This is a genomic window from Thalassobacillus hwangdonensis (assembly GCF_042675915.1).
Lineage (GTDB): Bacteria > Bacillota > Bacilli > Bacillales > Halobacillaceae > Thalassobacillus_A > Thalassobacillus_A hwangdonensis.
On the sequence record NZ_JBHTKL010000006.1, the window covers coordinates 380128 to 403948 of the forward strand.

The 23821-nt window shown below is 43.9% G+C and carries 25 protein-coding genes and 1 pseudogene; 7 read left to right on the top strand and 19 right to left on the bottom strand.

Annotated elements, in window-relative coordinates; translation table 11 throughout:
• The first annotated feature begins 335 nt into the window (after positions 1-335).
• Entirely contained in the window at positions 336-545 is a 210-nt protein-coding gene (locus tag ACFQ2J_RS17475) for a hypothetical protein (protein WP_386063634.1), read from the top strand.
• A 550-nt stretch (positions 546-1095) separates the two neighbouring features.
• The gene (locus ACFQ2J_RS17480) at positions 1096-1491 is read left to right on the top strand and encodes a DUF948 domain-containing protein (protein ID WP_386063637.1); all 396 of its coding nucleotides are present in this window, start codon (positions 1096-1098) and stop codon (positions 1489-1491) included.
• A gap of 392 nt (positions 1492-1883) precedes the next feature.
• Here ACFQ2J_RS17480 and ACFQ2J_RS17485 read toward each other — a convergent pair whose 3' ends face one another.
• The 6 genes from ACFQ2J_RS17485 to gatC all read right to left on the bottom strand — a co-directional run bounded on the left by ACFQ2J_RS17485 (position 1884) and on the right by gatC (position 8165).
• Positions 1884-2372, bottom strand: coding sequence for a YehS family protein (locus ACFQ2J_RS17485; RefSeq protein WP_386063639.1), 489 nt, complete (start codon positions 2370-2372; stop codon positions 1884-1886).
• 12 nt (positions 2373-2384) lie between these two features.
• Positions 2385-3761, bottom strand: a complete 1377-nt coding sequence (gene rlmD / locus ACFQ2J_RS17490; RefSeq protein WP_386063642.1) for a 23S rRNA (uracil(1939)-C(5))-methyltransferase RlmD — start codon at positions 3759-3761, stop codon at positions 2385-2387.
• Positions 3762-3875: 114 nt separating this feature from the next.
• Positions 3876-4787 (bottom strand): diacylglycerol kinase, encoded by a 912-nt coding sequence (locus ACFQ2J_RS17495; protein WP_386063644.1) that lies wholly within the window; start codon positions 4785-4787, stop codon positions 3876-3878.
• 176 nt (positions 4788-4963) lie between these two features.
• Positions 4964-6394, bottom strand: a complete 1431-nt coding sequence (gene gatB / locus ACFQ2J_RS17500; protein ID WP_386063647.1) for an Asp-tRNA(Asn)/Glu-tRNA(Gln) amidotransferase subunit GatB — start codon at positions 6392-6394, stop codon at positions 4964-4966.
• Positions 6391-7863: an Asp-tRNA(Asn)/Glu-tRNA(Gln) amidotransferase subunit GatA gene (gene gatA / locus ACFQ2J_RS17505; RefSeq protein ID WP_386063649.1), complete on the bottom strand. Its 1473-nt coding sequence runs from the start codon at positions 7861-7863 to the stop codon at positions 6391-6393. Before gatA ends, gatB begins: the two co-directional genes overlap by 4 nt.
• Positions 7864-7874: 11 nt before the next feature.
• Positions 7875-8165 (bottom strand): Asp-tRNA(Asn)/Glu-tRNA(Gln) amidotransferase subunit GatC, encoded by a 291-nt coding sequence (gene gatC, locus ACFQ2J_RS17510; protein ID WP_386063651.1) that lies wholly within the window; start codon positions 8163-8165, stop codon positions 7875-7877.
• Between the two features lie 253 nt (positions 8166-8418).
• On the opposite strand from gatC, the gene ACFQ2J_RS17515 reads away from it, so the two are divergent.
• A complete protein-coding gene (locus ACFQ2J_RS17515) occupies positions 8419-9219 on the top strand; it encodes an alpha/beta fold hydrolase (protein ID WP_386063654.1) in 801 nt (266 codons plus the stop codon).
• Positions 9220-9545: 326 nt separating this feature from the next.
• Here ACFQ2J_RS17515 and putP read toward each other — a convergent pair whose 3' ends face one another.
• On the bottom strand, positions 9546-11099 hold the full coding sequence (putP, locus tag ACFQ2J_RS17520; RefSeq protein ID WP_386063657.1) for a sodium/proline symporter PutP: 1554 nt from the start codon (positions 11097-11099) through the stop codon (positions 9546-9548).
• Positions 11100-11673: 574 nt separating this feature from the next.
• On the bottom strand, positions 11674-13224 hold the full coding sequence (gene pruA, locus ACFQ2J_RS17525) for an L-glutamate gamma-semialdehyde dehydrogenase (protein WP_386063660.1): 1551 nt from the start codon (positions 13222-13224) through the stop codon (positions 11674-11676).
• Positions 13225-13454: 230 nt separating this feature from the next.
• Between pruA and ACFQ2J_RS17530 the strand changes: the two genes are divergently transcribed.
• Complete coding sequence (locus ACFQ2J_RS17530; protein WP_386064021.1) at positions 13455-13913, top strand: GNAT family N-acetyltransferase; 459 nt, start codon at positions 13455-13457, stop codon at positions 13911-13913.
• Positions 13914-13930: 17 nt separating this feature from the next.
• Complete coding sequence (locus ACFQ2J_RS17535) at positions 13931-14455, top strand: GNAT family N-acetyltransferase (RefSeq protein WP_386063663.1); 525 nt, start codon at positions 13931-13933, stop codon at positions 14453-14455.
• A gap of 92 nt (positions 14456-14547) precedes the next feature.
• Here the strand turns inward: ACFQ2J_RS17535 and ACFQ2J_RS17540 are convergent.
• The 11 genes and pseudogenes from ACFQ2J_RS17540 to ACFQ2J_RS17590 all read right to left on the bottom strand — a co-directional run bounded on the left by ACFQ2J_RS17540 (position 14548) and on the right by ACFQ2J_RS17590 (position 22593).
• Positions 14548-15363 (bottom strand): annotated as a pseudogene (locus tag ACFQ2J_RS17540) (MBL fold metallo-hydrolase).
• Positions 15364-15558: 195 nt separating this feature from the next.
• Positions 15559-15786 (bottom strand): hypothetical protein, encoded by a 228-nt coding sequence (locus tag ACFQ2J_RS17545; protein ID WP_386063666.1) that lies wholly within the window; start codon positions 15784-15786, stop codon positions 15559-15561.
• Between the two features lie 11 nt (positions 15787-15797).
• The gene (locus tag ACFQ2J_RS17550; protein ID WP_386063669.1) at positions 15798-16313 is read right to left on the bottom strand and encodes a GrpB family protein; all 516 of its coding nucleotides are present in this window, start codon (positions 16311-16313) and stop codon (positions 15798-15800) included.
• Positions 16282-16899, bottom strand: coding sequence for a nucleotidyltransferase family protein (locus ACFQ2J_RS17555; protein WP_386063671.1), 618 nt, complete (start codon positions 16897-16899; stop codon positions 16282-16284). The genes ACFQ2J_RS17550 and ACFQ2J_RS17555 overlap by 32 nt, the downstream gene beginning before the upstream one ends.
• Positions 16899-17291: a hypothetical protein gene (locus tag ACFQ2J_RS17560; protein ID WP_386063674.1), complete on the bottom strand. Its 393-nt coding sequence runs from the start codon at positions 17289-17291 to the stop codon at positions 16899-16901. The genes ACFQ2J_RS17555 and ACFQ2J_RS17560 overlap by 1 nt, the downstream gene beginning before the upstream one ends.
• A 12-nt stretch (positions 17292-17303) precedes the next feature.
• On the bottom strand, positions 17304-17921 hold the full coding sequence (locus tag ACFQ2J_RS17565) for a Type 1 glutamine amidotransferase-like domain-containing protein (protein ID WP_386063677.1): 618 nt from the start codon (positions 17919-17921) through the stop codon (positions 17304-17306).
• A gap of 3 nt (positions 17922-17924) precedes the next feature.
• On the bottom strand, positions 17925-18272 hold the full coding sequence (locus tag ACFQ2J_RS17570; RefSeq protein ID WP_386063680.1) for a VOC family protein: 348 nt from the start codon (positions 18270-18272) through the stop codon (positions 17925-17927).
• Positions 18273-18319: 47 nt separating this feature from the next.
• Complete coding sequence (locus tag ACFQ2J_RS17575) at positions 18320-18853, bottom strand: GNAT family N-acetyltransferase (protein WP_386063684.1); 534 nt, start codon at positions 18851-18853, stop codon at positions 18320-18322.
• A gap of 332 nt (positions 18854-19185) precedes the next feature.
• Positions 19186-20052 carry a permease gene (locus ACFQ2J_RS17580; protein WP_386063685.1) on the bottom strand — a complete coding sequence of 289 codons (867 nt, stop codon included), beginning with the start codon at positions 20050-20052 and terminating at the stop codon, positions 19186-19188.
• Positions 20053-20229: 177 nt separating this feature from the next.
• The gene (locus tag ACFQ2J_RS17585) at positions 20230-21201 is read right to left on the bottom strand and encodes a class F sortase (protein WP_386063686.1); all 972 of its coding nucleotides are present in this window, start codon (positions 21199-21201) and stop codon (positions 20230-20232) included.
• Between the two features lie 66 nt (positions 21202-21267).
• Positions 21268-22593: a copper amine oxidase gene (locus ACFQ2J_RS17590; RefSeq protein ID WP_386063689.1), complete on the bottom strand. Its 1326-nt coding sequence runs from the start codon at positions 22591-22593 to the stop codon at positions 21268-21270.
• A 364-nt stretch (positions 22594-22957) separates the two neighbouring features.
• On the opposite strand from ACFQ2J_RS17590, the gene ACFQ2J_RS17595 reads away from it, so the two are divergent.
• Together ACFQ2J_RS17595 and ACFQ2J_RS17600 are read left to right on the top strand one after the other, a co-directional pair.
• The gene (locus ACFQ2J_RS17595) at positions 22958-23434 is read left to right on the top strand and encodes a hypothetical protein (protein ID WP_386064024.1); all 477 of its coding nucleotides are present in this window, start codon (positions 22958-22960) and stop codon (positions 23432-23434) included.
• Between the two features lie 35 nt (positions 23435-23469).
• The gene (locus tag ACFQ2J_RS17600; RefSeq protein WP_386063692.1) at positions 23470-23769 is read left to right on the top strand and encodes a hypothetical protein; all 300 of its coding nucleotides are present in this window, start codon (positions 23470-23472) and stop codon (positions 23767-23769) included.
• Positions 23770-23821: the final 52 nt, after the last annotated feature.

Genomic DNA, 23821 nt, shown 5'->3' on the forward strand with positions numbered 1-23821 from the left:
ACGGAGATTTATTTGGTCTATTTCTTATACACATAATGATGATTATGTATAATGAGCCATATAACATTCTTCCTTTTTCTATTGAATAGTAGTGTTGTACTATGCAGCAAATAAATTTGTTATTTTTCCCTTTTACTTACAACGGATTAATAACTACAATAGAAACAAATAAGGGGACTTAATTATGAAATGTTTAATGGCAAATAAACTAAAATTCCATTTATAACCTATATCATGGTATAATAGCAAACTTAGGTTAAATACGATTTTTCTCACTATAGAACGGATGCCAAGAAAAGCCTCCGCCTAGAGATGAAATTTGGAGGTGTAAGAGTATGAATAAACGATGGACAATCAGTAAAATTAATGAGTTTGTTGAAAAGAATTCAGATAGTACTTTATTATCTACAGAATTCAACGGTTTCTCTCAAAAGTTATTTTTCAAGTGTTCATGTGGCAATAATTTTGATAAAACGTTTACAAAGTTTAAAAATAACAACCAACGTAAATGTGATGTATGCCAACCACCCAAAACGTCACGTTAATAGAGTTCATACAAAGAGCCAATTTCTTTTAAATAGAAGTTGGCTCTTTGTAAATGTAATCCATTAAGTATTTTCGTTATAGGGATCTAATTCTAATTATAGAAAAAGAAAAAACCTTACTAAGCTATGGGGTCATACCCCATAGCTCTAGTGGAAATTGAGAAATTTGGTCATGTTTGTCAACGGGAACGATTAGTTTCGTTATTTTATCTTGGACGATTGCATTTGTTCTGTTTTCACCGTAGATACTCATATTTGAAAATTGGATCAACATTCTAATTAGTATTTTTTTGATTGGCGTTGATTAAGATAACACTATCCTAAATATTTGTTCAGATAATCGATGTTATATAAAGTACAGGATCACTACTTATATTTAGACTATCCAATAATATTTTTCGATACTATTATTAAAAAAACTCCAATTCATATGCACTCTAGAAACAGGTGACCCATTCTTGATAATTCTTGTACCACAACAAGTGTTGTAATAAGGAATGTCCAAGCCTCCCCCCTCATAGACTTAGAGAGAAGAAGGGAGGTAGTCTCAATGATTGAATGGAGTGTTGGTATTGCAGCTGTTGCATTTGTTTTTCTCGTAGCTTTTTTGATTTTGACATTACGAAAACTCATGGCTACACTGGCAGAAACAAAAGAGACGCTGTATGACGCTAGACAATCCGTAAACACCATTACAGACGAGGCAGAAGAGCTGATGAATGAAGCCAATAAAATTTCAGTTGATGTGAAAGGTAAAATGGAAGCCGTTGATCCGTTAGTGGAGTCCGTTCGTGATATGGGCGAGATGTTGCACAGTGCAACAAGTTCAATGAAACGAAATGCTTTGGAAAAAGAAAACAGGAAAACCATTGATACACAAGACACAAATGATACGCAGAATCAGAATAAACAAGAGATCCATCCAGTGCGAATAAAAATGAAGTAAGCAGATAGAAGATATATTCTCCTTAGATGAGGAAAAGCGTTAAAGCATCTAAAAATGCCAGGGTCCTAGACGCGTCAGATTAACGCATCGGGGGATCCTGGCACTATTAATTTCACCTAATCTTTGTTGTCTATAAGGTATCCACGATAGATGAGATGTACTGTAATAACTGTTAGCAAAAAGTCTCTGACAGGTTCATCAGTTTTAAAGATATTGGCAATAACAAGGAAGATAATCACTGAAATAATGATTGTCAAAGCTAACTGTAATAATGCCTTTTCGTTAGTCACGTTCAACCCCCAGCCCTCTTCGCAAAATGATTTGACCCCTGTTTTCAGTGGTATCAGAGATGCATTTCACTACCAACTTCACCTCTTTTGTGGACTCTTTACTCATCCCCTATACCGCACAGCCAATCCCTTCAAAAAGTTCCTGGCATATTTGTCGCCACATTCCTGATAGTTCTTGTGGCCTTTCTTCCTTAATAGAGCTCCAACTTCCCCTTTAGTAATCCTGACTCCAACCTCATCCAGGATTTGAATAATATCTTCACTTGTCAACTTCAGTGCGATTTTCACTTTCTTCAATAGAAGGTTATTCGGAGGCTCGTTGGAAAGTGGTGGTCTTTCTGGCTGGCCTGGTTTTGGTTCTTGTTTTCCACGTTTGAACGTGATCAGGCCGTTCAGGAATTGTTCAAGTTCCTGATTGCTGACTACAATCACGTCGTCATCCGGTTCCTCTTCGTCCTTAATTTTCGTCAGCATTTTCTGGACGTCTTCTTTCGTCACGTCCATACCGCCAAGTTCAAAGATGTCGACCATATCTATATCTTTTATATCCAGTGCGTATCGCAAACGGATTAAAATATCGTTGTTTGTCATTTAAATAACTCCTTACTTTTTCTTCTCTAACCAAGTGACTGCTTCTACATGCGAAGTCTGAGGGAACATGTCCACTGGTTGGATTTCCTTCGTTTCATAGCCGCCATCTTCCAGCACACGCAAGTCACGCGCTAGTGTCGATGGATTACAGGATACATAGACAATTCGCTCCGGCTGCATGTCCAGCATCGACTGAAGCAATGCTTCGTCACAGCCTTTACGTGGTGGGTCGACTACGATGACGTCCGGCGCAAGGCCCTGCGATTTCCACCATGGCATGATTTTTTCTGCTTGTCCTACGTAGAATTCTGCATTATCAATACGGTTCAGTTTGGCGTTTTCTTTCGCGTCAGCTACAGCTTCTGGTACGACTTCCACACCATACACTTTCTTCGCCTGCTGAGCCAAAAATAGGGAAATTGTTCCAATTCCGCAATAGGCGTCGATTACTTGTTCACTGCCTGTCAATGCAGCATACTCCAGTGCCTGATCATATAGCGTTTTTGTCTGTGTCGGGTTGATTTGATAGAACGACTTTGCGGATATCGCGAACTTGATATCGCCTATCGTGTCGTAAATATATTCTTCTCCCCATAACACGTTCGTTTCCGGTCCGAGGATGACGTTCGTCCTTTTGTAGTTGACGTTCTGGACGATTGATTTCACGCTTGGATAGGCGTCACGGATTTCATCAATCAATTCTTCCTGATTCGGAAGGTTTTTCGTACGGGTTACGAGCACGACCATGACGTCCTGTGTATTTTTCCCTGTACGCACCATGATATGACGCAAAACACCGCGGTTGTTCTTCTCGTCATATGCACGGATACCATGGCGTTCGGCAATCCGACGGACGGCTTCGACCATCCGGTCATTCGATTCTTCCTGGACGACACACGTATCCATATCGATGATGTTGTGGCTGCGCTTCTGATAGAAGCCTGCGACAAGGCGACCGTCACGTTCGCCGACTGGCATCGATACTTTATTGCGGTAGCGCCATGGGTCCTTCATGCCTTTGACGGGATGGACAGGTACATGTTCGAGGTGGCCGATCTTACGCATCGCGTCCTTGACCTGCTTCTGCTTCATCTCAAGCTGCATGTCATAGCTCATATGCTGAAGCTGACAGCCTCCGCATTGGTAAAACACATCACAAGGCGGTTCAACACGTTCCGGGCTAGACTCCTGAACCTCGAGCAGTTTTCCGAAGCCGAAGTTCTTCTTCACTTTGATGACTTTAACGAGCGCTTTCTCTCCCGGAAGTCCGTATGGCACGAACAACGGATAACCGTTCACTTTTCCGACTCCGTCGCCTTCGTGGGTAAGGTCTTCGAAGGTGAGCTCAATCGTTTCATTTTTCTCTACTGGTGGCTTTGGTTTCGCCATATGACATCGTCCTTTACTTGTTATGCTTCTTCAAATTTTATCACAACCGCACACCCGAATGCGAAATTACGGCGAACAAAGAAAAATCCTCACTCACAGGGAGCAAGGATTTTTTCAGCAGTCCTTTTCAGGGCTGAATTTATCTTCTGGCACAAAAAATTCTAAATGCTGATACAAATTGACAAATTCCCCGGGCAATAATCCGCCAAATTCCCCGTCTAAGTTCAACTGCATTTTCTCATCGGTATGCACTTTGACGCGGCTTGCCTTCGTATAGATGATGTTCGGGTCATTCAAGTGATTCCCGTTGACCGCAAGCATCGAAATCCGGATGAATTCAGCGATGTTCATCTTTTTGATAATCAAAAGATCAAACAGACCGTCGTTCATTTCCGCTGCCGGAGCCAGTTTTTCAAAACCACCCACGGAGTTCGTGTTGGAGACGAGGAAGAGCATGATGTCGCCCTCGAATTGTTTTCCATCATACTCGATGTTAACCTTCGTCGGGCGCAAAGATGGCAGCATCTCCATGCCTTTCAGGTAATAGGCGAGTTGTCCAAGCATCGTCTTCAGCTTGCTTGGGACTTCATAGGAAAGCTCGGTCAGCTTCCCGCCACCGGCGATATTCATGAAGTACTGCTCGTTGACTCGTCCGATATCGAGCGGCGTGGAATAATCCTCAAGGATGACGTCCACCGCTTTATGGATATTTCTCGGCACACAAAGGGCACGGGCAAAATCATTCGTCGTACCGACTGGAATGATCCCGAGTCTCGGTCTATGTTCTTGTTCGGCAAGGCCGTTGATCACTTCATTGATTGTTCCGTCTCCACCTGCCGCGACAACGACATCAAAGCGTCGCTCCACTGAGATCTTCGCAGCTTCGGTCGCGTCCCCTGCACAGGTTGTAGAATGAGTCGATGTTTCATATCCTGCCTGCTCAAAGCGTTGCAGGACGTCCGGTAATGCTCTCTTGAATGCTTCCCTTCCGGAGGTCGGATTGTAGATGATCCGAGCGCGTTTCATAAGGTCTCCCCCTCATCCAGGCTTGCTTGTAATCGTATCTATTATATGAGACAGACTGTAAAACATACAAAAGCACGCAGTCCTATGCGTGCTTTTGCAGGGCCGTCTCTCGTATCGAACAATACATTATCGTACTTTATTGTATCTCCATTCGATGCCAGTGGCAAGTCTTAACTTTATCTTTTGTCGATTTCTGCCAGGATAATTTTGTTAACCATTGGCGGGTTGGCTTGACCTTTCGTCTCTTTCATCACTTGTCCGACAAGGAATCCGAGTGCGCGGTCTTTACCATTCTTGTAGTCTTCGATTGACTGCTCGTTGTCATCAAGAATTTTCGTGATGATTTCCGTCAGCTGACCTTCGTCAGAGATTTGGACCATGCCTTTGTCTTTGACGATCTTCTCTGGGTCTCCGCCTTTGTCGACAAGCTCAGCGAATACTTTCTTCGCAATCTTGGAGGAAATCGTGCCATCCTCGATCAGCTTGATCATTTTCGCAAGCGATTCAGGAGTCAATGCAAGGTCATGCAGTTCTTTCTGATGCTTGTTCATGTAACCGGAGACTTCTCCCATCAGCCAGTTGGAAGCCTGTTTCACGTCGGCACCTTCCTGGATGGTGGACTCGAAAAAGTCAGCCATTTCCTTGCTGCTTGTGATGACATCTGCATCATAATCAGGCAGTTCAAGGTCTTCGACATAACGCTTCTTACGTGCGTCCGGAAGCTCAGGGATTTCTGCGCGGATGCGCTCTTTCCAAGCTTCATCGATGTGCAGTGGAACAAGATCCGGCTCAGGGAAGTAACGATAGTCATCGGAACCTTCCTTGACACGCATCAGGATCGTTTCTTTCGTCTGTTCATCATAGCGACGTGTCTCCTGAAGGATTTCTCCACCATTCAACAGTTCCTTACGCTGACGTACCTCTTCGAACTCCAACCCTTTTTGAACAAAAGAGAATGAGTTCAGGTTCTTCAGCTCTGTCTTCGTACCGAACTGCTCCTGACCGATCGGACGAAGGGAAAGGTTCGCATCACAACGTAGGGAACCTTCTTCCATCTTACAGTCAGAAACGCCAGTGTACTGGATGATGTTCTTCAATTTTTCAAGGTAAGCGTACGCTTCCTTTGGTGAACGGATGTCCGGCTCGGATACGATTTCAATCAATGGTGTACCTTGACGGTTATAATCGACAAGGCTGTAGCCATCATCGCTGTGTGTCAGTTTACCTGCATCCTCCTCCAAGTGGAGACGAGTGATGCCGATGCGCTTTTTCACACCATCGACTTCGATGTCGATGTGGCCGTGTTCCCCAATTGGCTTATCGAACTGGGAGATCTGGTATGCTTTCGGGTTATCCGGATAGAAATAGTTTTTACGGTCGAACTTAGTATCAGTCGCGACTTCACAGTTCAGCGCCATCGCAGCTTTCATCGCGAAGTTTACTGCTTCTTCGTTCAGTACAGGAAGTACTCCTGGATACCCAAGGTCGATCGGGTTGACGTTCGTATTCGGCTCATCTCCGAACATGTTCGGGGACGGGCTGAAGATTTTCGAATTGGTCTTCAGTTCGACGTGTACTTCTAGACCGATGATCGTTTCAAAGTTCATGACTGTGCACCTCCAAGAGACGGGCGTTTCGTATGGTAGTCAGTCGCTTGCTCGAATGCGTGCGCTGCACGGTAGACAGTGCTTTCATCGAAGTGCTTTCCGATGATCTGCAATCCTATCGGCAGACCTTCAGATGAGAATCCGCATGGTACGGAGATTCCCGGAACGCCGGCAAGGTTGACTGGAATCGTAAGGATATCGTTTGCGTACATTGTCAAAGGATCGTCGACTTTTTCGCCTACTTTGAAGGCAGGTGTCGGTGTTGTCGGACCAACGATGACGTCGTAGTCTTCCAACACTTTTTCAAAATCGTTCTTGATCAATGTACGTACCTGTTGTGCTTTTTTATAGTAAGCATCGTAATAGCCTGAGCTAAGTGCGAATGTACCAAGCATGATCCGGCGCTTCACTTCGTCACCGAAGCCTTGTGCACGGGATTGCTTGAACATATCGAGCATCGTCTCGGCATTTTCTGCACGGACGCCGTAACGGACACCATCAAAACGCGCAAGGTTCGCGGATGCTTCGGATGATGCAAGCAGGTAGTAGGTCGCTACTGCATACTTCGAGTGCGGCAGGGAAACCTCTTCCCACGTCGCGCCAAGTTCTTCGTATTTCTTAAGAGCAGCCATGACTGATTCACGGACTTCAGAAGTGACCCCTTCGCTCAAGTATTCTTTCGGCACGGCGATTTTCAGACCTTTAACGTCGCCTGTCAGTGCTTTGGTATATTTCGGTACATCGACGTTCGCAGACGTGGAGTCCATGTTGTCGTATCCAGCGATTGTTTCAAGCAAGTACGCATTGTCTTCCACTGTACGAGTGATTGGTCCGATCTGATCAAGGGAAGATGCGAATGCGACAAGTCCGAAACGGGACACACGGCCGTATGTTGGCTTCAAGCCAACTACACCACAGAAGGCTGCCGGCTGACGGATCGATCCACCTGTATCGGAACCAAGTGAGAAGAATACTTCGCCTGCAGCAACAGAAGCTGCAGAACCTCCACTGGAACCACCTGGCACATAATCCGTGTTCCACGGGTTACGTGTCGCAGCGTAGCTTGAGTTCTCGTTAGAAGATCCCATCGCGAATTCGTCCATGTTCAATTTTCCGATCGTGACAGATTTGGCATCGGAAAGTTTTTCAACAACGGTTGCGTTGTACAACGGATCGTTGAAGTTCTTCAGGAACTGGCTTCCACACGTCGTGCGCAACCCTTTCGTTACGATGTTATCTTTGACACCGATCGGCAGACCGAATAACGCGGCATCGTCGTTCCCGCGTGCTTCATCAAGCTCTTTCGCCTGCTGCAGTGCATTCTCTTTGTCCAATGTCAAAAATGCTTGTACTTCCCCGTCGACTTCTTCAATGCGATTGTAAGAAGCTTCGACAAGGTCGGTCACACTGATCTCTTTATTATGTAGCTTCGTGTGAAGCTCACGTAGTGTGTTCTCAAAAAGTGACATGCTTTCCCCTCCTATTCCAGTACAGATGGGACTTTGAACTGTCCATCCTGATGATCTGGTGCGTTGTTCATTACGTCTTTCTTATCAAGCCATTTTCTCGGTTCATCCTTACGCAGTACGTTCTTCAAGTCGAGGACGTGCGTCGTCGGTTCGACACCTGTCGTATCCAGCTCGTTCAATTGTTCTGCGTACGTGATGATGTCATCCAGCTGCTTCGTGAAAAGATCCGCCTCTTCCTCTGTAACGGCAAGGCGCGCTAGATTTGCCACGTGTTTTACTTCGTCTTTACTGATGCGTGACATCGTTATCCCTCCATTTCGATTCCATTCCATAATATTTGATGATACCAAAATCGGTATCGAATAATCAATTGTAAATCGACTTACACCCTATCTATTCTAACATATCCGGTCGCTTCTATCAGTTTTGACATGCGGGACGATGTTTATATCGAATATTGCAGAAAATTTAATGAGTTTGTCACATCCAGACGGTGGTTTTTCGATCGAAACGTGGTATACTCTCAAGTAGCTTTTACCATGAAGGAGCACATCTATGCTTGAATACATCCTTAAAGACAACCACGAATCGGCAGACTATGTCGTTTTCATCCACGGACTGGGTGGGAACTCGAAAGTTTTCTATAAGCAGCTGGCAGTGTTCAAACGCCATTTCAATATACTATCCATCCACTTGCCGGGACACGGTAAATCCCCTAAAACTACATCCTACAACGAACCTTTCAGCATTCCGGTCATCGCAAAGGAAGTCATCGATGTTCTCGATCATCTTCACATCAAACGTGCCCATTTTGTCGGGATCTCGCTTGGTTCGATGGTCATCCAGAACATCATGAGCCGAATCCCGGAGCGTTTCCAATCAGCCGTGATGGGCGGGGCTGTTCCAAAAATGAACCTGATTGCGAAGACTGCGATGCTTTTCGGTGATTTGACGAAGAACATTCTTCCGCACCATGCGCTTTATTGGATGTTCGCGCATATCATGATGCCGCGTGCGAATCACAAGGCGGGTCGTGAAGCGTTCATCAAGGAAGCGAAGCAGCTCGATCGCGACGATTTTTTCAGCTGGTTTAACCTTGCACGTGAACCGGAAGCTTCCTATAAATATATCCACCGTGCTTACAAAGTTCCGAAGCTGTTCATTTCCGGCACGCAGGATCATTTGTATGTGAAGTATGTACGTAAGCAGATCAAGACGTTGAAAAATGCCAAGCTGGTCGAGATTCCGAACTGCGGTCATGTCTGTAATATCGAAAAAGCCAGCCGTTTCAACGAACTGGCGCTGGACTTTGTTTACGACCACATCGATATCGCAAGTAAATCCAAAGCTCTTTAACGTGAAAATACACGTTGGGGCTAAGAAATGGAAAGTGAATCGGTCCAAGGAAACACTCCGCTTTTCGCGGGGAAGGCGGTAAGCCTCCTCGGGCATACGCCCTGTGAGGTCTTACCAGCCTTGCATTTCCCGCAGGACTTTGAATTTTCTTCTCGAAAAGACACCGCACGAAGAAAATGCGAATTTCATTTTCGAGGAGTCTCCGTGTTTCCCTTCCCCTCATGCCTATATCGTGTAAGCCCCAACCTGAAAATTTCAATTACAGAACAAATAAAAAAAGCTCCATCCACTTTGATCCGTGGATGGAGCTTTTGGTTTGTTTTAGATTAACGACGTGCTGCTTCTTCGAATTCAGCAACAACTTCTGCAGATGGCTTCTTACCAACCATACTTACAACGATTGCTACAAGTCCACATAGGATGAAACCAGGAACGATTTCATATAGTGGGAAATCGATGACAGCAGGTGTAATTACCTCTCCAGCATCGTTCGTTTCTGGAGTGATCAATTGTTTCCAAACTACTACTGTAACCGCACCGACGATCATACCTGCAAGTGCTCCGTTACGAGTAATTCCTTTCCAAAGCAAGGACAGGATGATGATCGGACCGAATGCAGCACCGAAACCAGCCCAAGCATAAGATACAAGGGATAGTACTGAGCTATCCGGGTTACCTGCAAGTAGGATCGCAATCAATGCGATACCAGCTACTGCAACACGACCGATCCATACAAGTTCACGCTCAGAAGCGTTCTTACGGATGATCGCTTTGTAGAAGTCCTCTGCAAGAGCAGAAGAAGATACAAGCAACTGGGAGTCAATCGTACTCATGATTGCAGACAAGATTGCTGCAAGCAGGATACCAGCGACAACCGGGTGGAACAGGATCTGAGAGAATGCAATGAAGATTTTCTCAGGGTCCGCAAGCATTTGTACCCCGTTCTGGTTCACAAGCTCGATTCCGAACTGACTCAACACTCCAACATCCTGAGAGTTGATGTATGCAAGTCCGACGAAACCAGTGAAAAGTGCACCATATAGTCCTAGAACCATCCAGCCGATACCGATGAAGCGTGCTTTCGGTACGTCTTTAGGTGAACGTAGTGCCATGAAACGTACAAGGATGTGCGGCTGACCGAAGTAACCAAGACCCCATGCAAGAGATGAGATGATGGATACGATTCCGACACCTTTTACCATATCAAGATGAGTAGCTTCAATGCTTCCTACAGCTTCTACTGTAGCGTTCCAGCCACCAACTTCAGCAATAGCGACAATCGGTACGATGATCAATGCAAGGAACATCAAGATACCTTGAACAAAGTCTGTCCAGCTTACCGCAAGGAATCCACCAAGGAATGTGTAAGAGATCGTTACGATCGCACCAACCCAAAGTGCTTGCGTGTAAGACAATCCAAATGAAGCTTCAAACAGCTTCGCACCTGCAACCATTCCGGAAGAAGTGTAGAACGTAAAGAATAAAAGAATAACAAGTGCGGAAATCACACGTAAAATATGGGAGTTATCTTTGAAGCGGTTCTCCAAGTAGTCAGGAACCGTAATGGAGTCATTTGCAACCTCAGTGTAAACACGAAGACGACGTGCGACAAATTGCCAGTTCAAGTAAGCACCAATAGCAAGTCCTACTCCGATCCAAGCAGCTGAGAAACCAGATGCATAGATCGCACCAGGAAGACCTAATAGTAGCCAACCACTCATATCTGATGCACCGGCACTTAGTGCTGCAACACCAGGTCCAAGACGGCGGCCCCCTAATACATAGTCGGATAAGTTACTTGTCATACGATATGCAGCGAATCCGATACCGAGCATACCGATTAGATAAACAATAAACGTAATTAACGTAGCAGTACCCATGTTTTCTATTCTCTCCTTTCAGTAAATAGTGTAATGATGGTAAGTATGATCAAGATTGGCATTGGTACGAAAAGCCAGAACCATGTTGCTCCGGTTAGTGCAAATTCTTCCATGTTTCCACCTCCATCTTAAGTTGATGTTCAATATGCACCCCTATGCAATTTTCTCACAATTCAAAACTATACTATAAAAGTCACAGAAGTGCAAAAAGCCAAACACAGGTACAACTATATCATAGCTAAATTTTGAGAACATTGCAAAAATTATACCATCGACAATTAAATGTATATTTATTCAAATATGACAAGTTTATGAAAACATATGCTCGATATCGTCCATATATATTCATTAAATTTAATAAAAAAAAGTTGGGATTTAGTTGACATCCAAATTTTTCCGTTAGGTATTTCTAACTATATTTTTTGTGATTTTTTTATAATTTAGCACCTCAGGATGAAAGTTCAGCACCTGACCAGCTCAGACTGCTACATTCAGGTAGACTGGTATTATTTTTTCCAGTACATTAAAAAATCCTCTCCCCAAATTATGGGAAGAGGATTCTTTCCTTCTATTATTAAAGCATTTCGGAAGTTGTTTTTCCTTGCATGTGGTGAAGCAGGTAATCTGGTCCTCCAGCTTTGGAGTCTGTACCAGACATGTTGAATCCTCCGAATGGGTGGTATCCAACGATCGCTGCAGTACATCCACGGTTGAAATACAGGTTACCGACGTGGAAGTCACGACGCGCCTGCTCGATGTGCTCACGGTTGTTCGTGATGACCGCACCAGTCAAGCCGTATTCTGTATTGTTTGCAACTTCGATTGCTTCGTCGAAGGATTTCACTTTAGTGAATCCTACAACAGGTCCGAAGATCTCTTCCTGCATGATGCGTGCATCCGGCTCAAGATCAGCGAAGATTGTCGGCTCGATGAACCATCCTTTGCTGTCGTCACCTTTACCACCATGCATCAATTTACCTTCTTCTTTACCGACAGCGATGTAGCTCATGATCTTGTCATAAGCACCCTGATCGATAACAGGACCCATATACGTATCGTGTTTCGTAGGATCCGCGTAGCTTACTTGCTCTTTCGTCTTCTCTACGACACGATTTAACAAGTCGTTATATACATCTTCATGCGCGACGACACGGGAACAAGCGGAACACTTTTGACCGGAGAATCCGAATGCAGAATACGTGATTGCATCCGCTGCAAGCTCAAGGTCAGAATCGTTGTCGACAACGATTGTATCCTTACCGCCCATTTCGATGATCGTACGCTTCAGCCACTGCTGGCCATCATGGATTTTCGCCGCACGTTCGAAAATACGGGAACCGACTTCGCGGGAACCTGTGAAGCTGACGAAGCGAGTGCGTGGGTGATCAACAAGGTAATCCCCTACTTCTTTACCGCTTCCTGGAATGAAGTTGACAACGCCTTTAGGCATGCCTGCTTCTTCCAATACTTCCATCATCTTATAAGCGATTACCGGAGTCGAGCTTGCTGGCTTAAGTAATACCGTGTTACCGGATACCATCGCCGCTACAGTCGTTCCAGCCATGATCGCGAACAGGAAGTTCCATGGGGAAATGACGACACCTACACCTAGTGGGATATAGTGAAAACGGTTGTTCTCGATCGGACGGGAGTTCACGTCGAACCCTTCATCGATGCGAAGCATCTGACGTCCATAATACTCCATGAAATCAATCGCTTCTGCAGTGTCTGCATCCGCTTCCTTCCATGGCTTACCGCCTTCTTTGACTAGATGTGCGGTGAATTCATGTTTACGGCGACGAACGATAGCTGCAGCACGGAACAAGACGTCTGCACGGAACTGTGCTGTTGTCTTGCGCCAGCTTTCAAACGTTTCATCTGCTACCTTATGAGCTTTTTCAGCAAGCTCTTGATTTGCTTTCGATACATAACCGATTACTTCTTTGCGGTTAGCTGGATTGACGACTTCGATCTTATCATCAGTCATGATCCGCTCCCCATTGATCACTAGAGGGTAATCTTTACCAAGATCCGCTTCGACTTTCTTGATCGCATCCTCTAAAGCTTTACGATTCTCATCAATCGTAAAATCTGTAAATGGTTCATGTTTGTAAGGTACTACCATTCTAAACCGCTCCCTTCAGGAATGAATAATGTATTGACGCTTGTAAGAATTATGAGAAAATTGTTACTTAAAGCGTTTCCACAGTCCATTCTATCTTATATACCCCGACACTTCAATCGATATATGCAAATAGCATCGGGGTAGATGAAATGGGGTGTACAGGAGGTGTTTCCGTTTTGTTTGTCGAATAAACATGCGGAGCCTGAATTATAGAAAGAGGGAAGAAAATGTTGGAAATAAAAGCACTACACGAAGTACCCGAACGGTTCGATGAAGCAGTCGATGTCTTTTGGGGAGAATGGGGTGGCGAGGACAATTACGCCTTTTACCGCGATTGCATGGAGCACTCCAGTACGACCTCCGCTGACCTGCCTCGCTTTTATCTCGCACTGGATGGAGAAAAGATTGTAGGTACTTATGCATTACTGAGAAATGACCTGAACAGCAGACAAGATCTTTGCCCGTGGCTGGCATGTCTGTATATTGATCCTGCTTATCGAGGAAAAGGATTAGGTGCAAAGCTGCTTGAAGATGGATTGAATCGCACGAATGAAAAAGGCTATGACACCCTTTACCTGACGACAGATCTTGAAGGCTATTATGAAAAATACGGCTGGAAGCACACGACCGACGCAATTGGTCTTGGCGGCGGGTCGATCAAAGTGTATGAAAAAGCAACGAAGCGCTAGCAGAAAGGAATAATCATATGAAGCTTACATTCAATAAACTGACAGCACCTCATCCCGAGGCGGTGGAAGCGATCAATCGTTGGGAAAATGATCCAGCGCTGATTCCGATGACACGTCCGCATAAAGATGAAGAAGCGTTGAACAGTCGTGCGGAAGTGACTGCAGAAGAAATCGTCGAGCGACTCAGCAATCATGACATCTATCTGATTTATCTCGATGACAAGCTTGTCGGGGAAATGAACTACATGATCGATCCCGGTCATCTGTACAAAAAAGAACCCGGCACTGCCTGGATCGGAATCACAATTGGTGAATCCGATGGCCGCGGGAAAGGGATCGGCTATAAGGCGATCACTTTTTTGGAAAAGGAAATATGCGAGCAAGGGTTGAAGCGGATTGAGCTTGGTGTGTTTGCATTCAATGAACAGGCATACCGGCTATATGAGCGGATGGGCTATGAAGAGATCGGCCGTATCAAGGAGTTCACCTACTGGGACGGGAAGATGTGGGAAGATATCCGGATGGAGAAGTTGCTGGACTAAGAGATGATATCCAAATAAACCCGATTAACAACAGTATAAATAACAAACAAAAAACGCTTGGGAACAGCTTACCCAAGCGTCCTTTTTCCTATTTAATGCTTCAACTCTCCCAGCACGGAATGAACAATATGTAGAGAATTCCATTCACCGGATGAAAGACGCATAATGGGATATTTTCTAGGAAATAAAGTCTCATTTATTTCCCCAGGTGCCTTACCCTCATCATATAGCTTCACTATTTCCCCCTGCAGTTCCAGAAGGTACTCCAGCTTTCGTTTCAAAGCAGTATGGCCATCATTCAAGTGACCAGCATGGCTACAAAATACATCCGTAAAGTCATAGGTGAGTACTTTTTGTAAGGATTCGATAATGTCCGGAATGCTTTCCTCCCGCAAGATTACCTTTGTCCTCTCTTAGATATAAAGATCACCCGTAAAAAGCTGACCAGTTTCACTGTTTAAATATGCCAGGTGATCCTGAGAGTGGCCTGGGGTCTTGATCACATGCCATAAAGCATTGGCAGAAGAGAAAGAATCCCCGATCGACTCTGCCAGAAACGGCTGACGCCTTCCCCAAAACACTTGGCGATACAGCGGATAATCCGGCTTCTTCATACAATACTCAATCATTTTATCATCCATCAATAGCGGTACTTGAAGCTCTTTCTGCAATAAAGCTGCACAACCGGTATGATCCTCATGATGATGAGTAATTGCAATTTGCTGAGTTTTCAGGTCTCTCATAAATGGCATAAATTCCTTCTGTAATGACCTTGCCCCCGTATCAATCAGTACGCCATCGAGGAAAAAACAATGCACATTTAGTTTTACACCCTGAAATGAAATGGATCCGTTACCCATTTGCACGCCATTTACCGTTTTTTGAGTAAAGCTCTTTTTAAACAGCATCGCTTCATCTCCCTCAAATACTCTTTTTATGATAGCACAAAATGAATAGGTATTCATAATTTTCAAAAAAGTAATCGTTCGTTGACCCTACGAAAAAAAACAGACCAAATCGTGTGCGATTTAGTCTGTTAATAAGTATGTTATTCCTTATGTTTCTCCACCGAATCGGAACTACTTAGCTACCGGAATCCTATTCTATTTCTCATTTCCTCGTTTGAAGTTGCCAGTGACTTTTGCCATGATCAGCTGCTCTTCTTTTTCATTATTTACAGCCTCTATTTTTGTAAGGAATTTATCCGCTTCTTTTCCTTTCAGAATTTTCACCTGCTTACCAAAGTAATCAATAAAGACTGTCTGTGCCTTATTGACGCGATAGCTGAAAGGTGTTTCATCCAACCGATTCCTTTTGTCTATCTGGCTCAATGTCATTTCCCCTACCTTTTTTCATACCAATCTAATGCCTTCCGTTCCATCTCTTTCACGTAGGAGTCCTTCCCATTGATATAGGATTCCATATCATTAGGATACTGTTTTGCCAGTTCTTCTTTCAGATTGCCATAGCGCTCTCTTTCGTCCGGGTGAGTACGCAGATAATCTCTAAACGCAAGGTGGCGATCGATTTCGTTATTGCTTTCTTCATACATATGAATATGGTGGGTGCGCTGATCCCCGCCTTTTCGGAAATACCTCCGGCCTGGCAGTCCGAACTCTCCCATCGGTTCATAGCCGATTGCTTCCATCTGCTCATTGAAGCTGTCCACTTTTTCGATATCTTTAACTACTGGCAGGATGTCGATGATCGGCTTTGCTTTCAGCCCCTCCACAGATGTGCTGCCGATATGATGTACAGCTACAAGCTCGTTTCCGAAAATGTTCCGTAGCTTTTCTTTTTCTTCTTCAAACTTCCTGGACCACGTTTCATCGAACTTTACCACTTCCACTTTTCGCATGAGACCCCTCCTCTTTATCAGGATTCACTACTGTTACCTTGTGCCAAATCGAATGCCAATTCTTCTGCTTCACACGCTTACGGTAGATACTTGCTAATGGCTCCTCTTCAAATCCTGGAGAAGGCTTCACCACCATCTGCAAGACATCCTCCAGTCCGTGAGGTGCAGTGAGGATAAGCTTATCTTCCTTATCAAGCTTCACTCCCAGTGCTGTTGCTGTCTCAGGGAATTTTGAAATGCCATCCACCGAAGATGTGTACGGCGCCACGTTATTCAAATGATGCATCCTTGCCTGGTTTTTCACCGACCATGGCAACTGCGGCATTTTTCTTTCAAGTTGTTTTTCCAACTCCTTTTCATACTGCTCATCAACCCTATCCGGATCGAAGTAAATGACATCGACATCAGGTAAAGCTGTTTGCTGAGGAAAATTGTGCAGAACATCCCAAATCTTCGACCTGACAAAACCTGCACATACCCACCAATCTGGCAGATCCAGTTCTTGCACCGTTTTCAATATATCCATCATGATTGCGTCGTTTTGAACAGCAACTAGTACGTCTTTTTCTGTTTTCATCCTTGCCATCACCCTTCAATCAATCCGATATAAGGAATCAAAGTATCATTCACCACTGCTATTAAAATACTGCTATTCTCACTTCGGTCGCTCCCATTCTTGTATATTTTTGTACCTACAGGCAGTTTGGTTGCTGCGTATTGCCCGAATACTCCGGTTCCGCCATATTCGCTTTCAATTACTTTGACTTCTTCTCCCAACGTTAATTCAACTGTTTGCACCCAATCCACTTCTTCGGCATTAGAGTAGACGATAGCTCGATATACGAAGATATCTGCTTGGGGATTCTTCTCCAGAATCTCCTGTACTTGTGGACTACCTATAGTCTCTATTTGTTCAGAAGCACTCTCCTCGGAACAAGCTCCCAACAAGAAGACGAGGATAACCAGAAGCTTTCTCATACTTCTCCCTCCTTAAAGCGGCTGCTTAGTTCCACGATCAAATAAGTAGACTTCTCCGATGGCATGCATTTCATCCTTCGTCATATGAACAGCAGCTCCCTCACTCAAAGCAAGGATGCTATCATATGACTCAATACTCCCATCATCCTTCGAATCATAATGCGCCCAAATTGAGAAGCCGTTTGCTAAATCTAGCGGTTTTTCAGAATGCACGGTTTCCTCAAGGGTATGTTCAATCGACCTGCCGAAAATGATTGCACCGGCACTTTGTCCGTAAATGATTCCACCTTTTTCGTAGAATGAAAGAAGAACCTCATCAAATCCACTGCTGCGAATCGCACGCAATAATTCTGTCGTGCTGCCTCCACTGAAATAAATTGCAGTAAACCGCTCCAACTCTTCTGCAGTTTTATTAGTAAGTTCCGTCCACATCTCGATTTCTTCTATGCCAAGCGGATTGAACGTATTGCGTATGTATTTAAGACTGTCTTCATAGGAACGATGACTTGGATCACCAGCTAGAGGGATGTATAGCAGGGTCTTATCGTGGCGGATCAGCTTAGAAAAATAGCTATTTACCCGCTGGTTCTGCTTCGCGTCTCCTCCACCCGATAAAATCAATTCTCCCATCGATTATGCCTGCACAAATCCGAGTTCATTACCATCCGGATCCTTGATGGTGAATTTTTTCGTTCCATATGGGGTTTCGAACAAGTCTTCCAGTATTTCTACCTTGTCTGCTACTTGATCCCAGTAATGGTCAACATTCTCCACCTTGAAGTTGAGTCTTCCATGACTCGGCGACGGATCCGTTTCCATGATTGCAAAAATTGCACCTTTCCCTGTTTCAAAATGCGCATAGTTCGGGTTTTCAGGCGGCCAGTGTCCGGTTACCTTGAACCCAAGCGTCCCTTCATACCATTCGATTCCCTGATGTAAATTCGAAACATTCACCCTGACGTGATCCAGATAGATTTCCATAGCTTCACTCTCCTATTATTGGAAAATTATGATAACAGTGTAACATATTAAACTTCCTTGTTACGCAGCACGGTGATGAACCCATCCAGAATTGGGTGACTGACGAAGAACCCTTTCCGTTTGTAAAACTCCAGGGCATTGTCATTTCCATTGGAGACGAAGATGAAATGATCTTCAATGTCCTCGAAAGTCTTCAGCCAGTCGAATGCCATCTGAAAGAGTTTCGTCCCGATGCCGTATTGGCGGTACCCTTCTTTTATGTAAAATTGCGAGAGACAGCCGACCTTGTCACCCTCGACCGAATCCATATCAAAAAACGTCGCAAAGTCACTGGCGTAGACTGTTTTCGGATTAACGTTCGCATAGACGTAGGCTACGGCTTCCTCCCCATCCTTAACGACGACGAGATAATTGTGCTCCGCTTTCTGAAATGATGGTACAAGTCTCGATTCAAAATTCATATCATCGAACAGCTCGGGTTTTATGTAGGCTACGGATTGCTGAAAATCCATCAATTCATTACACAGATCCTTGCAGATTGCTATATTTTCGTCAGCAATCACTTCATATGTCAGATTCATCGTTGGTTACCTCCTGTTATTCTTACAACTTTTGCGTTTATTTGTACAAGTTTGCGGTTTTTTCGTACAACTTTCTTAACTTATCATACAAGTTTCAGCTTTTATTGAACAAAACCCTGGATTTATCGAACATTTAACTCTTCTCTTTCCCCCACCAAAACTCCTTCCCAAGCAAAAAAAGAGCCGACGCTCGAATCCGAACGTCGGCACTACTTTAACAGCACTTCTTCTCATCCTCCTGCTCGTCGACTTCTTTGATGGCGACGTTGCAACAGTCTTTCTCTTCCTTATTACCTCTAAGCTTTTTCAACCAGTTCATAGGTTCACCCCCTTTAAATCAGATAAAATAGAAATCCTGACATCGTTGACATTACTAATACAGAGCCAACAAATGTGTACACGAGCTTTTTTTTGAAGATACTGTGAAGCAATGTGACCTCTGGCAGACTTGCACCTGCTGAAGCGATCATCAATGCCATCACAGGGCCGAGCGCCATGCCCTTGGCAATCAAAATGTTCGACACCGGAATCATCGCAGCCAAACGAATGTACAGCGGAATCCCGATGATTGCCGCAAGGGGCACCATCCACCATTGATCTCCTCCGAAATAAGTTGCGATCCATTCTGTCGGAACTGCTCCATGGATGACCGCTCCGATAGCGGCTCCGATCATCAAAAATGGGAAAACTGTTTTCATCAAGGTAAGCGTCTCTCTCCATGCTTGCCCAATGTTCCACCCTCGCTTATCGGGATGTGCGTAATTTTCGACCATGACGTTCTTCAATTGTTTTTCAAATCCAAGTGCATGAAGCAGGAATCCGATCAGTACTGAAAAGGAAACCGTAAGTATCGTATAGGCTAACGCAACTTTCCATCCGAGAATTGCTGTCATTAATGTAAGTATCGTCAAGTCAAGGACTGGGGAAGCGAACAGGAAGATCATCACGGTGCTGAATTTGACATGATTACGGAGGAGATTGACGACCATCGGTATCGTGGAGCATGAGCAAAATGGTGTAACAAAAGCAAAGCCGATTGCGATGGACGCACTGACCAATGGATGGCTTCGATCCATCAATGCTTCCATACGCTCATAAGGAATGAATCCTTGCAGCAAGTGGATGACGAACGTGATCCCTACAAATAAAGCGGTCAGCTCAAATGCGATACTGAAAAAACTTGATAATATTTCTGACATAAATCCATCTCCTTAAATCAACTTTTATTGATTAATTAGCTGAAATTATAAATCAAATTATTTTGATTAACTTAATCATAATTCCATAAATTCACAAAGTCAATCATTAAATCAAATATTTTTGATTATATTTTCAAAAAAAGCACAGAACCCGGTAGTTCTGTGCTATTCCAAGGATTATGATGTTTTCTCAGAAGGTTTGGATTCATTCCCTTCATTATCGACGGTCGTTACATAATACGTGTATTTTCCAGCATCAGGATCAGAAAATGCCTTACGTTCATGCGCAGAAATACTTCCGACTTTCTCGAAGTCTTCACCGTTTTCACTTCTGTACACGCGGTACCCTGCAACATAATCTTCACGGACTGCATGCCAGGTGACAAATGTGCCATTCACCTCGACATTCGTAGGGGCGGCGATTTCTCTCTTCTCTTTTTCCGGTTCTTTTAATTCGGTATAGACGACCAGACGATCCTGGTGCCCTCCTTCATCACGAATGAAATCACCGGTGCACGTAATCAGATTGAGACGTTTCTTATCGGTTTTTCCGAAAATCTTTTCGATCGGTGAATTGTCCATCGGGTAACTTTCGAGTTTTTGGACGACATAGGTTTTCTTTTCACCGTCTTTGTCCGTAACAGTGATTTCATCGCCTTTTTTCAAATCCTTCAAATAGAAGAAAACTGCTGGTCCTTTATAGTTATCAACATGACCTGCCAGGACGGAGTTCCCTTCATTGCCCGGTTTCGTTCCTGGTTCGAACCAGCCCACTTTGCTGTCATCTTCCGGGACTCCCATTTCACCATTTTCGAGGATACCGACATTTTCAATTTCTGCGTCAACGTCAATGGAAGGAATCTCGATGCGGGTCGGTACAATTCCTTCATCCTCCTTAACTTCTTTTTTCGTTACTTCCGCATCGTTCAAATCTTTATTTTTGTTGAGGACGGTGAATTCACCGTCTGGAGCTTGTTTTTGATCCGGTTGTTTCGAGGAATTCAAATAAGAGGAGGAGTCAGGATCATCCACTTTGACTACCTGTGACTCTGATTCCGTAAGTTTGGCCCATACATTCGTTTCATAGCCGACCAACATCAAAGCTACGAGTCCTACTACGGTAAAATAGATTTTCCATTCCGCCTTCATATCGATCACCTTTTCTTATATATAAATACAAGAAGAGAGGGCGCACCTCTCCTCCTGCTGTAAGACTTACTGTCTGCTCGTTCTTCTATAAAGCATTCCCGCTGCCAGCAAAGCGAAAACTCCGAATGCTGTCCACCTCATCGGGGAAATGGAGCCATCTGCACTTCCACCTAGACCTGTATCAGGCATCTCTTCTGGCATCGTTTCTTCAGAAAATTTGTCCGGCATTTGGTGTGCAATCGCATCGCCTAATGTCTGGCCGATGCCGAACATGAATGCATACCCTTCGCGGAAAGAATCATATGTTGCTTCATAGTCACCATTTACGTAATTGTCATACGTTTGCAGGACATCTTCTTCATGTGCCCAAACTGCTTCTGTCGCTGCTTCTTCAGTAAGATTTCCTTCTGTTGCTGTTGAAAGGAATGCACCGAAGTCCTTAGCGAACATTTTCAGGCTTTCTTCCGCCTGCTTACGTGCTTCTTCATCTTCTTCCAATGTAGCAGTCACAATGTCTGTCTGTGCGTTAATGTGATCCTGCTGCCATACTTTTTCAAATTGTGCTGCTCCCTCTTCTCCATAAAGGGACGCAATGGTAGCTTTGAAATCTGCAGTGTGTTCGTTTTCCGCCCAAGTGACGAAATCGTAATCATCAGACTGGTTGTAGCCCTTTTGCATTTCCAGTACAGCTAGTGCAAAGTGTTCAGAAGCCAATGCATTCAAGTTGGAGCGCAAATCTGCAACGGAGGAATTCGCTTTCGTGTTCTCGAATTTTTCCGGCATCTGTTCTGTGATTGCAGTTGATAGTGCTTTACTGATATCAAACATACGGCTGAATCCATCACGGAAAGCCTGGTAAGCCTTCTGGTACTCTTCATTTACATAGTGATCGAAAACATTGATGACATCCTGTTCGTGAGCCGCCAATACTTTCTTCGCTGCATCTTCAGGAAGCTTCCCTTCAGTTGCAGTGGATAGGAATGTACCAAATTCATTGACGAATTCTTCTACTTCTTTCTCTGCTTGCTTACGCATTTCACGGTCATCACTTTTAGCTGCTTCTACAAAACTATCAGAGTAATCGTTATGCCCTCTGAAAATCTCTTCGAACTGCGCTGCTGCTTCATCCCCATAAATGGATGCAATCGCCGGGGTCATATCCTGCGCGTTCTGATCAAGCTTGTTCCATACTGCTTTCGCATCTTCTGCATCGTCATAGGATTTCATCAGGAAAGTCGTTGCCAACACAAAGTGTTCTGAAAGTAGCTGATCTAAGCTCGACCTCAAGTCTGTTGCTGGTGTTTTGGAATGGCCATCATGTGCGGATGCCATTGTAGGCACGAGCAGCATGACTGCCATCATAAGTACAAGTACGCGTTTAAATGTCTTCATTTGTTTCCTCTCCTTTTATAGTTGTGATTGATGTGGTTGATTTTCGATTCACTAAGCTATCGGGAGAGAAAAAGATTTGGATCACTATTTCTTCAATTTTTTTAGAAATTCTTTACTGATATCCTCTTTTCAGCTATAGGGCAGGAATACAATGGAATGGTAAAGAATTACATAATAGAAGAGTAGGAGTAATCCACTCTTATTTCTATGTGCAAAAAAGGAGACTCGAAGATGGATAATTTGGCGAAGAAATTTTTACTATATACTGTTGCGACTGCCCTTATTATTGTTGTTTTTCTGTTGGTAATCGGAGTAATGGGTTTATTCAATAATTAAAACTAAGGAAGGGGCGATGGGCTTGAGCATGCGTATGAGATTATTAATAGCAATTCTTTTTATCTTCGCTCTGACAGGATGTATTGCTGAAGATTACGATGTTGGCGTTCCAACCGCTCACTTCAAAACAGATACACACTTGGATATAGGTGCTCAAAATGTACAATTGACAGAAGCGAATATTGACTGGAGTTCATCTAGTGGAGAGGTCGATGAAAAAGTAGCAGACATTGAAGCGTTCGGGTTATCCCAAGAAGAAATAGAGGTTTTTGCAGAGCAGGAAGCTTCTATACATTTCACACCGAACAAAGAGAACGGTGGGGATATTTGGACGGACCCTGTAATAACAGCTGCTCTATGGAAAAATGGAGAACAAATTGAAATCGATTTGAATGAATCCAGAGAATTTCAACTACCTCAGGATTTAGGGAATTATGTCTTAGAAGTCACGTTTACAGATGAAAGCAATACCTCTCAATATGTAGGGAATATGGTTGTTCAGTGATCTGAATTGTTTTAGTTAGATAAAGGATGGGTTTAATGTCAAAGAATACTCGACTGTTCATCTTAGGTATTAGCTTTCTACTTGTTATTTCAATAGCATTTGCCATTAGGGCTAATACAACTTTTTCAGAAACAGAAAAGTCAGAGCTATTAGGTTTGATGTTCTATTTTGGTCTAGGCTTTGTAATTAGTTTGATAGGGGAATTGTTAAATGCAAATAACAAAGCTAGTCCACCAAGAAGAAAGTATATCTTTTTAAGTGCAGGAGTTGTTTGGTTAGTCTTTCTGTTTGTTCTCTTTGGTGATACGATTTTACAATTTGTATTTGTCAGATAAGCTCTCTTTAATAAATACAGCGTGAACCCCTAAAGAAATTCCTTTAGGGGTT

Excerpts from the sequence above, each read along its gene's own strand:
- ACFQ2J_RS17475 (WP_386063634.1), top strand. The coding sequence starts at position 336 with ATGAATAAACGATGGACAATCAGTAAAATTAATGAGTTTGTTGAAAAG.
- ACFQ2J_RS17480 (WP_386063637.1), top strand. The coding sequence starts at position 1,096 with ATGATTGAATGGAGTGTTGGTATTGCAGCTGTTGCATTTGTTTTTCTC.
- ACFQ2J_RS17485 (WP_386063639.1), bottom strand. The coding sequence starts at position 2,372 with ATGACAAACAACGATATTTTAATCCGTTTGCGATACGCACTGGATATA.
- rlmD (WP_386063642.1), bottom strand. The coding sequence starts at position 3,761 with ATGGCGAAACCAAAGCCACCAGTAGAGAAAAATGAAACGATTGAGCTC.
- ACFQ2J_RS17495 (WP_386063644.1), bottom strand. The coding sequence starts at position 4,787 with ATGAAACGCGCTCGGATCATCTACAATCCGACCTCCGGAAGGGAAGCA.
- gatB (WP_386063647.1), bottom strand. The coding sequence starts at position 6,394 with ATGAACTTTGAAACGATCATCGGTCTAGAAGTACACGTCGAACTGAAG.
- gatA (WP_386063649.1), bottom strand. The coding sequence starts at position 7,863 with ATGTCACTTTTTGAGAACACACTACGTGAGCTTCACACGAAGCTACAT.
- gatC (WP_386063651.1), bottom strand. The coding sequence starts at position 8,165 with ATGTCACGCATCAGTAAAGACGAAGTAAAACACGTGGCAAATCTAGCG.
- ACFQ2J_RS17515 (WP_386063654.1), top strand. The coding sequence starts at position 8,419 with ATGCTTGAATACATCCTTAAAGACAACCACGAATCGGCAGACTATGTC.
- putP (WP_386063657.1), bottom strand. The coding sequence starts at position 11,099 with ATGGGTACTGCTACGTTAATTACGTTTATTGTTTATCTAATCGGTATG.
- pruA (WP_386063660.1), bottom strand. The coding sequence starts at position 13,224 with ATGGTAGTACCTTACAAACATGAACCATTTACAGATTTTACGATTGAT.
- ACFQ2J_RS17535 (WP_386063663.1), top strand. The coding sequence starts at position 13,931 with ATGAAGCTTACATTCAATAAACTGACAGCACCTCATCCCGAGGCGGTG.
- ACFQ2J_RS17550 (WP_386063669.1), bottom strand. The coding sequence starts at position 16,313 with ATGCGAAAAGTGGAAGTGGTAAAGTTCGATGAAACGTGGTCCAGGAAG.
- ACFQ2J_RS17555 (WP_386063671.1), bottom strand. The coding sequence starts at position 16,899 with ATGGCAAGGATGAAAACAGAAAAAGACGTACTAGTTGCTGTTCAAAAC.
- ACFQ2J_RS17560 (WP_386063674.1), bottom strand. The coding sequence starts at position 17,291 with ATGAGAAAGCTTCTGGTTATCCTCGTCTTCTTGTTGGGAGCTTGTTCC.
- ACFQ2J_RS17565 (WP_386063677.1), bottom strand. The coding sequence starts at position 17,921 with ATGGGAGAATTGATTTTATCGGGTGGAGGAGACGCGAAGCAGAACCAG.
- ACFQ2J_RS17570 (WP_386063680.1), bottom strand. The coding sequence starts at position 18,272 with ATGGAAATCTATCTGGATCACGTCAGGGTGAATGTTTCGAATTTACAT.
- ACFQ2J_RS17575 (WP_386063684.1), bottom strand. The coding sequence starts at position 18,853 with ATGAATCTGACATATGAAGTGATTGCTGACGAAAATATAGCAATCTGC.
- ACFQ2J_RS17580 (WP_386063685.1), bottom strand. The coding sequence starts at position 20,052 with ATGTCAGAAATATTATCAAGTTTTTTCAGTATCGCATTTGAGCTGACC.
- ACFQ2J_RS17585 (WP_386063686.1), bottom strand. The coding sequence starts at position 21,201 with ATGAAGGCGGAATGGAAAATCTATTTTACCGTAGTAGGACTCGTAGCT.
- ACFQ2J_RS17590 (WP_386063689.1), bottom strand. The coding sequence starts at position 22,593 with ATGAAGACATTTAAACGCGTACTTGTACTTATGATGGCAGTCATGCTG.
- ACFQ2J_RS17595 (WP_386064024.1), top strand. The coding sequence starts at position 22,958 with ATGCGTATGAGATTATTAATAGCAATTCTTTTTATCTTCGCTCTGACA.
- ACFQ2J_RS17600 (WP_386063692.1), top strand. The coding sequence starts at position 23,470 with ATGTCAAAGAATACTCGACTGTTCATCTTAGGTATTAGCTTTCTACTT.